Below are 12,013 nucleotides of genomic sequence, written 5' to 3'. Positions count from 1 at the left end.
TGCGTTCAGATTAGCCGCCATCACTGGTTTATTTGGATTAAAAGCCGGCTGCTAAAGCTGGTTGCTCTAAAGTTTGTTGCTTAAGTGCAATAAATCGATTTTTTTCTTCAGCATAACGTTTGCGCGTCGCCTCTATGTTTTGTTTGCGTTGTGCGATTTGCTTATTAATGCGGCTTAATTCAAATTGCGATTGCTTTAACTTTTCAGCCAGATTATCAGGAATAGGGTTATCTTTTGCCTGAAAGGCTTGAGCCATTTTTTTGTTATGTGCAACTCTGTTTGCTGCATTTTGTTTATTTTGTGCGAGTGACTGTAAAGCCGCATGATCCATTTGCAGATTGCGCTCGCAAGCTAAATCAATTTCTTCCGGCTTGGTATAAGACGCGAGCAAGACTTTGTCAGCACGCTCTTGTGCTAATTTCTCCTGCTCTTTTTGTTGGTCTAGAATTTCGGTTTTTTTGTCGACCCTAATATTCTGCTTAATCACAATGCCGTTATTGCGCATTTCAGTATTGTTGCGACCCGCTTCTTGAGAGGGTAATTTGTCGCCATAATGGGTAATACCATCACTATCGACCCATTTCACGATTTTATTGGTATCCGCTATGGCAGAAAAAGATAATAGGCTAAAGCCTGTACTTAACAGCAAAATAAAGGTAATTTTTCGCACCATTTTATTCAGTCATTTTAATTAATCATCAAGTTACGCCATATTGTTGGCGATACGCTTGAACATTAAGCAAATGCTGTGCCATATCATTTTTGTGTTCAATGAACTGTAGTAAATCGGTTAAATTTGCGATGGCGCAAACGGGTAAATGATGCTGCTTTTGCACCTCTTGCACGGCTGATAAGTTGCTCAAGCCCTTTTCCTGGCGATCCAGTGCAATGGCTACGCCACAAGGAGTTGCGCCATGCTGTGTAATTAAATCCACCGATTCGCGCACCGACGTGCCTGCTGAAATCACGTCATCGATGATTAAAACACGACCTTTTAACGGGCTGCCAACAATGACACCGCCCTCGCCGTGGTCTTTGGCTTCTTTACGATTGTAAGTATAGGGCAGATTGTGACCATTTTTGGCAAAAGCGATGGCAATTGCCGCAGCTAAAGTGATGCCTTTATAGGCTGGCCCATACAGCATATCAAACTGTATGCCGGATTTTTGTATACTCTCGTAGTAGAATTCGCCTAGTTTTAATAAGCTTTCGCCGTCATTAAACAAGCCGGCATTAAAAAAATAAGGGCTTAAACGGCCGGCTTTGGTTTTAAATTCACCAAATTTTAATACCTGCTTTTGAATTGAAAAAGCGATAAACTCTTGGCTTAAATTCTGGCTTAGGTTTTTCGGGCTGGTCTGGTGTTGGTTGTTAGTCATCATTTATTCATTTGGGAAAGTCAATAATGCGCATTATAACTGCGAATCTGAACGGAATCCGCTCAGCGGCCAACAAGGGTTTTTTTGCTTGGCTGCAAACACAGCAAGCCGATGTGATTTGCTTACAGGAAGTAAAAGCACAAGCAGCGGATATGACCGCAGAAATGCTGGCACCGGCGGGTTATTTGGGCTATTTTCACTATGCTGAGAAAAAAGGTTACAGCGGCGTTGGCATTTACTGTAAAACCAAACCAGATAATGTGGTGGAAGGATTAGGCATTGCGGATATCGATAGCGAAGGCCGTTATATTGAAGCCAGTTTCGGAAACTTGAGTGTCATTTCTTTATATTTGCCCAGCGGTTCCAGTGGCGAAGAGCGTCAAGCATTTAAATTTAGCGTGCTTGCGCGCATTATGCCGCATCTGGAAGCTTTGAAAAATAGCGGGCGCGATGTGGTGGTATGTGGTGATTGGAATATTGCACATCAGGAAATCGATTTGAAGAATTACAAAGGCAATAAAAAGAATTCAGGTTTCTTACCGGAAGAGCGTGCTTGGTTGACGGATTTATTTGGACGTGTGGGCTGGGTGGATGTGTATCGTATACTACATCCTAATACGACTGAAGAGTGTTATACGTGGTGGAGTAATCGTGGTGCGGCTTATGAGAAGAATGTGGGTTGGCGACTGGATTATCAAGTCGCCACGCCAGAATTTGCGCTAAAGGCGACACAAGTATCCATTTATAAAGCGCAAAAGTTCAGCGATCATGCACCGTTAATCATTGATTATGCAGAATAATGACCAGGTAAATTTGGCTTAAATAGGCTTGTTTAGAATAATGCCTGTATTACCTTCGTTATTTTTTTCATTCCAGGGTGCGATTTTAATGAGTAATAACATACCCGGAATCGCCAGCATAAAGCAGGCAATGAAAAAATTGAACCAGCCAAGATTTTCGACCATATAACCAGTTGCCGCATTGGCAAAAGTACGTGGCACGGCCGCCAGACTGGTGAATAGTGCAAATTGTGTGGCGGTGTAAAGTGGGTGCGTGGTTTGCGCAATATAGGCAACAAATGCAGCAGTACCAAGGCCAACGCCAAACGCTTCCACACCAATGATGATACCCAGCCATAACAAGCTATGGCCTACCGTTGCTAAGTAAGCAAAACCTAAAATGGCAACCATTTGCACTATGCCAAATAACCATAATGCGCGGTTAATGCCCAATTTAAACATCCATATGCCGCCCAACAGGCCACCAATCACACTGGGCCACAAGCCTGCATTTTTGGCGATTAAACCAATCTCGGTTTTACTAAAACCCATATCCAGATAAAAGGGTGTCGCTAATGCAGTTGCCATACTGTCACCCAGTTTGTACAAGAAAATAAACGCCAAGATCAATAATGCAGTTTTTAAACCATTGCGGTTAATAAATTCGTAAAAAGGCTCAACAACAGCAGCTCTTAATGTTCTCGGTGTACCCAGTTTTAGTAGCGGTTCTTTGACTAAGATTGTCATGAAAATACCGGGCAACATAAACAGTGCTGTGATGAAAAATACACTTTGCCAAGTGAGATGATCAGCCAATATCAGCGATACGGAACCCGGCACCAAGCCCGCGATTTTATACGCGTTCACATGAATCACATTACCCATGCCTAATTCAATATCAGGCAGTATTTCACGCCTGTAAGCATCCACTGCAATATCCTGACAAGCGCTAAAAAATGCAACAGTAGTGGCAAGGTAAGCGATAGTCCATATATCTAATTTTGGATTAAACGCGCCAAATAAAGGTATAGATACAAGCAATAGCACTTGTGAGATAAGCATCCAGCCACGTCTGCGACCTAGCGGAGGAATATAGCGATCGAATAACGGCGCCCAAAGAAACTTCCATGTAAACGGCAGGCTGATAAGCGCAAACAAACCAATGGATTTTAAGTCTACGCCTTCTGATCTTAGCCACGCAGGTAATAAGCTGATTAAAATAAACAGCGGTAAACCGGAGCTGAATCCAGTAAAAATGCAGATCAGCATGCGTTTATTAAAGAGTGTATTTTTGAGGGATTGAGTCATTTAAATGATGATGAACTTAGATAGTTTAAGCAATTTAGGTGCTAACAATATCACATTGATTGGCGGTAAGTGGCTTATTGCGTGTTATTATTTTTTTGAAACTTTTTGACAGTAAATGCATCAGTTTTATATATAGTTCAATTGTTTGCCTTCAATTTTCGTATTTGTCTGGTTCTAGCTTACCTGATACAAAAACTCATTTTAGAAAAAGGAGTGTGCATGCGTTTTGCAAAGCCACTGTCATCCATTGTTTCAGCCCCCATTATTTTAAGCACATTAATATTTAGCTATAATGCATCGGCAGATGAGATACGGCTAAAAAATGGCGATGTATTAACAGGAACTATTGTTAAAAAAGAAACAGATAAGCTGATTATTAATACCAGTTATGCTGGCGATATCAGCATCACATGGTCTGAAATCAGCAGCTTAAACTCCCAAGAGCCCGTTCAAGTTTACTTGGCTGATGAATCCAGTTTGACCGGCGTGATTGAAAAGTCAGCATCGGGGCATGCAAAAATTGGCAATTCAGATATCGATTTAGCTGAGTTAACTTATATTAATCCCGGTCCGGAAGTTTCAGGTATTGGTGTGGTTTGGTCAGGCAACATCAATTTGGGCGGCGCAATTACACAAGGCAATACGGATACCAGTTTGATACGTGCAGATGGCGAGGCGATTGCTCGGACCAAGAAAAACCGATTCACAGTTGGTGGTGTGGTGAATCGAGCCAAAAGTAGTAATGTTGATACAGAATACAACAGTCGCGGCTATGTGAAATACGATAAATTTTTAACGAAGAAATGGTATTTATACACGAATGCAACATTAGAAAATGACCGTTTCAGAGACATTAACTTGCGGTCTGCTACTGGTGTTGGTAGCGGTTATCAAATTTATGAGCAGGATGATCTGAACTTAGCGATTGAGGGCGGTATTAACTACATTAATGTGGATTATGATGTTGCCAGAGACGAAAATTACGCCAGTGGGCGCTGGGCATTACGATACGATCAAAAGCCAATGTCTGGTGATATACAGTTTTTCCATCAGCATGAAGTGTTATTTGGACTGGAAAAAACTGGCAACACTTTGATTTTTTCCAAAACAGGTTTGCGTGTTCCTATTGCAAAAAACTTGAATGCTTCTACGCAAATTAATCTGGATTACAACAGCCAGCCTGTTGAAAACGGGGAAAAGTTAGATAAAACGCTCTTGTTTAGCTTAGGTTACGGCTGGTAAATAATGGTTGAAGGTTAATTTAACTTAACCTTTTTTTAATCGATACATCGCCAAATTACCCAATAAATTAGGCATAAAGTTTATTTCTTGACCCTCGGTAATCACTTTACGTTCTATTACGGTAATTTTGTGATCTTTACAAAATTGATCAAAGTCATTAATCGTGCAAAGGTGTACGTTGGGCGTGTCATACCATTGATAAGGTAAAGTTTTTGAGACTGGCATGCTGCCATTGGTGATCTGCATACGGTTACGCCAGTAACCAAAATTAGGAAAAGTGACAATAATCTCATGCCCCACACGCAGCATTTCCTGTACGATTTCTTCTGTATTATGCATGGCCTGCAAGGTTTGCGAGAGAATGACTGTATCAAATGACTGGTCTTCAAAGCCCGATAAACCAGCTTCCAAGTCCATTTGAATCACATTAGTACCATTTTGGATGCATGCTAGCCAATTGGCATCATCTTTCTCAACACCGTATCCCTTGGTTTCTAAACTGCTACGTAAAAATTGTAATAATGTGCCATCGCCACAACCTAAATCCAGCACCTTTGAGCCAAAACCAATCCAGCCAGCAATAATCGCAAAATCTTGGCGGTATTTTAAATTGAAATTTGTAGTATTTACATTATTTTGAATGGTATTTGCCATGTTTACACCTCAATATTTTGTAAATAGGCACGTAAAATGGCATGGTAATGCGTGTCTCGCATTAGGAAGGCATCGTGTCCATGTGCAGCAGTGACTTCCGCGTAACTGACTGTCAGCTCGTTATCCAGTAAAGCCTTCACAATTTCACGAGAGCGGGCGGGTGAGAAACGCCAATCGCTGGTAAACGAGACAACCAAAAATTGTGCTTTTACATTTTTGAGTGCTGCACTCAAGTCGCCATCATATTCAAGCGCAGGGTCGTAGTAATCCAACGCACGCGTCATGCGCAAGTAGGTATTGGCATCAAACTCACCGGCAAACTTATCGCCTTGATAACGCAGGTATGATTCCATCTCAAACTCCACATCAAAGCCGTATTTCAGTGTGTCTTTAAGTTTGCGGCCGAATTTTTCACCCATTGCATCGTCACTTAAATACGTGATGTGCCCAAGCATACGCGCAATGCGTAAACCACGTTTTGGCACAGTGTGATGTGCGTAATAATCGCCAGCATAAAATTCTGGGTCGGTCATAATAGCCTGACGAGCAACTTCATTAAAGGCAATATTTTGTGCGGTTAAATTAGGTGCAGATGCGATTACAAGTGCGTGCTTAACGCGTTCTGGGTAAGCAATTGACCATTGCAAGGCTTGCATGCCGCCTAAACTGCCGCCGATAATAGCGGCTAGCGTTTTAATGCCTAGATAATCCAACAGGCGCGTTTGTGAAACGACCCAGTCTTCCACGGTGACAATCGGGAAGTCTGCGCCAAAAGGTTTATTGGTTGTGGGATTAATGCTGGAAGGTCCGCTGCTACCGTGACAGCCGCCTAAATTGTTCAGCCCAATGACAAAAAATTTATTGGTGTCTAAGGGTTTGTTGGGGCCAACCAGATTATCCCACCAGCCGGCATTTTTATCTGTCTCTGCATATCTACCTGCCACATGATGGTTGCCGGAAAGTGCGTGGCAAATCATCACTGCGTTACTTTTATCGACGTTTAACGTGCCGTAAGTTTCGTAAGCCAGATGAAACTGCGGCAAAATCTCGCCGCTTTTTAATTGCAACGGTTCATTAAAATATGCAGTTTGAGCGGCGACTATTCCAATAGAACTGGTATCAGTAATACTGGTGTTAGTAATATGAGTGCCTGCAGAGTTATTTTTAACCATGTCGTAATTATACTATGTGTTAAGTAGCAGCCAATACCCCATTAAGCGAGTGTTTAGTGCTAGTAGAGCGTGTTATATCTGGCCAATTGTGACGCGATTGACTCCACTTAAATCCAGTACATGGCTAACTTCATTAAAACCTGCTTGCTTTAATAATGACGCAACATGCCCTACCTGGTTATAGCCATGTTCCAGCATTAACCAGCCGCCAGCATTTAAATGTTGCGGCGCATGGTTAATGATTTGACGAATATCATCTAAACCATCACAACCAGAAGCAAGCGCAGAAAGCGGCTCAAAACGTAAATCACCTTGCTGTAAGTGTGCGTCACTGCCTTCAATATAAGGCGGATTGCTCACGATTAAATCGAATCTTTGGCCATTTAGTGCACTTAACCAATCACTTAATATAAATTGCACATTGCTGATATTTAAGCTTTTGGCATTTTCAGTGGCGACATTTAATGCGGCTTGGCTGATATCAACCGCAATAACGTTTGCCAGCGGACGGTTTTTGGCAATGGCTAATGCAACTGCGCCAGTGCCAGTACCAAGGTCTAGAATAGTTTTTTTCTGATGTATGTTTTGTGTTTGCGATGTATGCAAAGGAATTTTACTGAGTGCAGCCTCTACCAGCGTTTCAGTATCTGGTCTTGGAATTAAGGTATCAGGCGTGACTTTTAAATGTAAGCCGTAAAATTCACGGTAACCTAAAATATAAGCAATCGGCTCGCCGTTTAAGCGACGATTTAATAGTGCTTGAAATGCCTCATTAATATTGCTTTGTGCCACATCATTTTCATGCGTAATTAGCCATGCACGATCTTTATTCAATACATGTAGCAGTAAGAGTTGTGCTTCAAATTTAGCCTCAGATGCTGTTAAATCTAGAAGCGTATTTAGCTTAGTTTGGCTCGTTTGAATCAGTTGACTGAACGTATTGGATTGCATGATAAAGATTGTAAGTTGATTTCTGGTTTTAATTGATAAGCTAAATGTATTGAAAGAGCAAATAAAAACGGCAACCTAAGTTGCCGTTTTTACTTTATTAATCTAACTTAAACAGGCTAAGCCTGCATTAAACTAGAAGAATAAGATAGCGCCTAAAGAAATTGTTTTTGCTTTAGCATCTACACTGCCTGCACCAGCTAAATCAACATCACGTTTAGATTGTGAGTACTCAGCAACCAAGTTTAGGTGTTTTGTAAGTGGGTGGTAAGCACCAACTGTCCACATTGAGTCTTCAATGTCATTGAATCCATCAACAGAGTTACCATCTAAAGTTGATTGGCCGTATGAAACGCCCAATTTAGTACCCACTTGTGGAAGTGTGTATGTACCTTGAACGTACCATTGGTCTGAATCACGTGATTTACCAGTTACATCAAAACCATCAAATAATTGAATTGTTTGACCGATACCATCACCTTTACCGTAGTAACCGGTTAAGCCAAAGCCAGCTAAATTAACAGTTGCACCTAAATCCCATGCTGTGGCACGATCAGAACCACCGGAAGCTAGGCCTTCTACTTTTTGTGTAATACCAGAAACCCAAACTTTACCACCTACATCACCAGCCCACTCGTATGAAGCTTTACCTTCGTATGCTGATTGTGAACCACTACGCTCTGTACTAATATCGCTAATGCCAAAGCCGCTATCAACAGCATTCCAGCCTTGTGTAACACCAGCTGTGAAGCTGAAGCCATTCCAGTTTGGTGATGTGTAAGCAACTTGTGATTTCCAGTCAGCATACATAAAACCTGTACCGATACGACCCAGTGTTGTAGTACCGCCAGCTAATGAACCAGCACCACCACCAACGCCTAACAATGTCATGTCGTTCAAGATAGCATCAGAAGCATAGATACCCAAATCTTTACCTAGCTTGATAGAACCCCATGATTTGTCGCCAAATGTCAAGAATGCTTGACGGTTTTCATTAGCACTACCGCCGCTTAGGCCTTGTGTTTGTGAAGCGCCTGGGTTGATGCTGATTGTGAAAGCAACATCTAAATCGTTTTGGCGTGTTTTACCAGAAACTGATAGGTAGTTAGGTAGCAAACCAGTTGTAATATTGTTTGAACTTTTAGCATTGCCATCACCTAAACCTAATGGGCCAGTACCAAGAGATGGTGAGTCACCGCTGAAATTTGTGTGTGTGTAGTAAGCGTTTACAACACCGCCGATGTCTAATGTCCAATCGCCAGCTGGAATTGTGATACCAGCGTTAGCGCTTGAAGCACCAGCTAATAGAGCTGCTGCAACTGCTAAATTTAATTTTGTTTTCATATGAATCTCCAAAAAATGTTTCTTAGAATTTATTGCCAAATCGCCCTTATTTTTATTGCTATTTTGTTGCCAAAATCACTATAAAAACAAGAAAACTTGTAAACGCTCTCAATAAAACGAACTACATTTATTTACTAAGAAGGTGTAGCTAGTATGCCAAATATGCTGTTTGGTGGGCAAGGTTTATGTGGCTTTTTGGGTCAGTTATGTGTTGTTGTTGTTTTAATACAACACTATTGTGAGTGATTAGTGAGATATCAGTGTTTAGTGCTTGATTTATAAGGCTTGGTATTAATTGGATGATTGCTTAATATTTAATTTATTGCGTTTTAGTGAAAATATTTTTTGATAAAACAAATAGAGTGCAACGCAAATCTGCAATAAAAATCGCAGCTACAAATACTCTTCTACCGTAAATAATCGACGGTGTTCACGGATAGCGAATCGATCTGTCATGCCGGCAATATAATCGGATACCGCACGTGCTTTGTCTGACTCCGCATTGATTTGATGCTCTGGTGGCATTAAGCTTGTATCGTTGAAAAAGACTTCAAATAACTCTCGGATGATGCGCATTGCTTTGGCGCTCATACGATTGACTTTATAGTGATGGTATAAATTTTTACGTAAAAATTGTTTGAGCGCGTGATTTTTTTTCGTTACATCAGGACTGAAACTAATTAAGTAAGGCGCTTGGCGGATATCTTGTATCGTTTTTGGTGCGTGCTTGGCAATGTTTTGCGCACTGGTATGGCATAAATCGACGACTAGAATATTAATCATGCGACGAACGGTTTCGTGAATTAATCGCTTATCTTCAAGTTTAGGATATTTAGTTTTAACGATTTCCAGCTGCGAATTAAAAAGCTCAACTTCTTGCAGTTGCTCAATGGTGATTAGTCCTGATCGCAAGCCATCGTCGATATCATGATTGTTATAGGCAATTTCATCGGCAAAATTGGTTAACTGGGCTTCTAAGCTGGGATGGGTTTTATCAATAAATCGCTGGCCAACGTCGCCCAGTTGCTTGGCATTTTTAATTGAGCAATGTTTTAAAATGCCTTCGCGCAGTTCAAAGGTTAAATTTAAGCCATCAAATTCCGCATAACGCTGTTCTAATTTATCTACCACGCGTAATGATTGTAAATTGTGTTCAAAACCGCCGTAATCTCGCATGCAATCATTCAGTGCATCTTGGCCTGCGTGACCAAATGGCGTGTGGCCTAAATCATGCGCAAGCGCAATGGCTTCTGTCAGGTCTTCATGCAGGTTAAGTGTACGTGCAATGCCACGGGCAATCTGTGCGACTTCCAGGCTGTGCGTTAAACGGGTGCGAAATAAATCACCTTCATGATTCACAAAAACTTGGGTTTTATATTCTAAGCGGCGAAAAGCGGTGGAGTGGATGATACGATCGCGATCGCGTTGAAAAGCGTTGCGCAGAGGGGAAGGCGGTTCTTCAAAGCGTCTGCCAAGAGTGGTTTCTGGGTTTGCAGCGTAAGAAGCGAGCGTATTCATAGTTTTAGGTTAATGATAGTGTTTCGTTTAATTTATCTGCATCGTAATCACTGGTAATCACTGCTTTACCGATGCCTTGTTGCAGTACTAATCTGATTTTTCCATCAGCCACTTTTTTGTCGCTGGCCATTAAATCCAAATATCTATCTGCACCTAATTTTGGTGCCTGCAGGGGCAGGTTGGAAATGGATAGTAGTTGATAAATACGCGTAAATTCATCTGCATTTAACCAGCCCAGGCGGCGCGATAAATCTGCCGCCATGATGGTTCCCGCAGCGACGGCTTCGCCATGTAACCAAACGCCGTATCCCATCGCATTTTCAATTGCATGACCAAATGTGTGGCCGAGATTAAGCAAGGCGCGCTCACCTGTTTCGTGTTCGTCTGCTGCAACGACTTCGGCTTTATTTTGGCATGAGCGGTAAATGGCGTAACTAATGGCTTCTTCATCTAATGCAAGAAGTTTGGCGATATTAATTTCCAGCCAGTCAAAAAAATCTGCATCACGAATCAGACCGTATTTAATGACCTCAGCTAATCCAGCAGACAGTTCGCGCGGAGGCAGCGTTTTTAACGTGTTGATATCAGCCAATACTAATTTGGGTTGATAAAACGCGCCAATCATGTTTTTGCCAAGTGGGTGATTGATGCCGGTTTTTCCACCTACACTGGAATCTACCTGCGAAAGTAAGGTGGTAGGAATTTGAATAAATGGTACGCCGCGCAAATAAGTGGCGGCTGCATAACCAGTTAAGTCGCCAATTACACCGCCACCTAAAGCGATCAGCGTTGTGCTGCGCTCGCAACGATTTTTGAGTAAGGCATCATAAATAAGATTAAGTGTCTCTGTGTTTTTGTAGGCCTCACCATCTGGCAAAACGATCTCAATCACTGTTATATCAGCATCGCGTAGCGTTTTAGTTAATTTATCTAAATACAAAGGCGCAATGGTTGTATTGGTGACAATCGCTACACTTTTGCGCTTTAGGTATGGCAAAATCAAATCGGCTTGATTAAGTAGATTGCTACCAATCTGGATAGGATAAGAACGACTGTCGAGTGCTACATTTAAAGTTTGCATTGTGCTGAGTTGTTGTGATTAATCATGAGTTTTTAAATTGGAGGTTTGAAAATTATTCGTGAAGTTTTAGATCCAGTGCGGATTCTATTTTAGCGATAATGCTACTCACGGGTTGATTGCCAGTATCAATAACGTGCGTCGCGATTTCGGTATACAAGGGATTACGTTCAGCATACAGTTGTTCTAGCTTGGCACGAATATCCACATTTTGTAAAAGTGGTCTATGTTTATCATTGCGTGTTCTGTGCCATAGCTCATTCACATTGGCGCGCAAATAAATTACTGTACCGTAAGTGCTCAGCAATTCCCGGTTTTCTGCTGCAATCACAGCGCCGCCACCTGTTGCCATGACAATATTATCTAGCCCCGTAAGCTCTTGAATGACAGTAGTTTCACGTTTACGAAATCCTGCTTCGCCTTCAAGTTCAAAAATGACCGGTATTTTAACGCCAGTGCGTTTTTCGATTTCTACATCGGTATCGTAAAAATGCTTGTTTAAATGCTTGGCTAATATTTTACCAATGGTGGTTTTGCCCGCACCCATCAAGCCAATAAAGAAAATGTTGTTCACTTCTGCCACAATATTTT

The 12,013-nt window shown here is 41.6% G+C and carries 12 protein-coding genes; 2 read left to right on the top strand and 10 right to left on the bottom strand.

Features of this window, described 5'->3' with window-relative positions:
- Window positions 1-37 precede the first annotated feature (37 nt).
- Complete coding sequence (locus tag K370_RS06490) at window positions 38-673, bottom strand: DUF4124 domain-containing protein (protein WP_235272707.1); 636 nt, start codon at window positions 671-673, stop codon at window positions 38-40.
- Between the two features lie 25 nt (window positions 674-698).
- On the bottom strand, window positions 699-1,382 hold the full coding sequence (gene pyrE, locus K370_RS06485) for an orotate phosphoribosyltransferase (RefSeq protein ID WP_235272706.1): 684 nt from the start codon (window positions 1,380-1,382) through the stop codon (window positions 699-701).
- Between the two features lie 23 nt (window positions 1,383-1,405).
- Between pyrE and K370_RS06480 the strand changes: the two genes are divergently transcribed.
- The gene (locus tag K370_RS06480) at window positions 1,406-2,179 is read left to right on the top strand and encodes an exodeoxyribonuclease III (protein WP_047540002.1); all 774 of its coding nucleotides are present in this window, start codon (window positions 1,406-1,408) and stop codon (window positions 2,177-2,179) included.
- Window positions 2,180-2,197: 18 nt separating this feature from the next.
- On the opposite strand, the gene K370_RS06475 is transcribed toward K370_RS06480, so the two are convergent.
- Entirely contained in the window at window positions 2,198-3,466 is a 1,269-nt protein-coding gene (locus K370_RS06475; protein WP_047540000.1) for an AmpG family muropeptide MFS transporter, read from the bottom strand.
- Between the two features lie 219 nt (window positions 3,467-3,685).
- Here K370_RS06475 and K370_RS06470 point away from each other — a divergent pair, with 219 nt between their 5' ends.
- Entirely contained in the window at window positions 3,686-4,708 is a 1,023-nt protein-coding gene (locus tag K370_RS06470; protein WP_047539998.1) for a DUF481 domain-containing protein, read from the top strand.
- 24 nt (window positions 4,709-4,732) lie between these two features.
- On the opposite strand, the gene metW is transcribed toward K370_RS06470, so the two are convergent.
- The 7 genes from metW to aroK form a co-directional block, all read right to left on the bottom strand.
- Entirely contained in the window at window positions 4,733-5,362 is a 630-nt protein-coding gene (metW, locus tag K370_RS06465) for a methionine biosynthesis protein MetW (protein ID WP_047539996.1), read from the bottom strand.
- A gap of 2 nt (window positions 5,363-5,364) precedes the next feature.
- A complete protein-coding gene (gene metX / locus K370_RS06460; RefSeq protein ID WP_419177394.1) occupies window positions 5,365-6,534 on the bottom strand; it encodes a homoserine O-succinyltransferase MetX in 1,170 nt (389 codons plus the stop codon).
- A 72-nt stretch (window positions 6,535-6,606) separates the two neighbouring features.
- Window positions 6,607-7,485, bottom strand: a complete 879-nt coding sequence (gene prmC, locus K370_RS06455) for a peptide chain release factor N(5)-glutamine methyltransferase (RefSeq protein ID WP_047539994.1) — start codon at window positions 7,483-7,485, stop codon at window positions 6,607-6,609.
- 132 nt (window positions 7,486-7,617) lie between these two features.
- Window positions 7,618-8,826, bottom strand: coding sequence for a porin (locus tag K370_RS06450; protein WP_047539992.1), 1,209 nt, complete (start codon window positions 8,824-8,826; stop codon window positions 7,618-7,620).
- Between the two features lie 393 nt (window positions 8,827-9,219).
- Complete coding sequence (locus tag K370_RS06445) at window positions 9,220-10,344, bottom strand: deoxyguanosinetriphosphate triphosphohydrolase (RefSeq protein ID WP_047539991.1); 1,125 nt, start codon at window positions 10,342-10,344, stop codon at window positions 9,220-9,222.
- 4 nt (window positions 10,345-10,348) lie between these two features.
- The gene (gene aroB / locus K370_RS06440; protein WP_047539990.1) at window positions 10,349-11,425 is read right to left on the bottom strand and encodes a 3-dehydroquinate synthase; all 1,077 of its coding nucleotides are present in this window, start codon (window positions 11,423-11,425) and stop codon (window positions 10,349-10,351) included.
- A 52-nt stretch (window positions 11,426-11,477) separates the two neighbouring features.
- On the bottom strand, window positions 11,478-12,005 hold the full coding sequence (aroK, locus tag K370_RS06435; protein ID WP_081977176.1) for a shikimate kinase AroK: 528 nt from the start codon (window positions 12,003-12,005) through the stop codon (window positions 11,478-11,480).
- Between the last annotated feature and the right edge of the window lie 8 nt (window positions 12,006-12,013).

This window comes from Methylotenera versatilis 7 (assembly GCF_000799165.1).
Taxonomy (GTDB): Bacteria; Pseudomonadota; Gammaproteobacteria; order Burkholderiales; family Methylophilaceae; genus Methylotenera_A; species Methylotenera_A versatilis_A.
The sequence above is the reverse complement of the archived record's forward strand: the minus strand, read 5'-3'. Positions and strand labels throughout refer to the sequence as shown.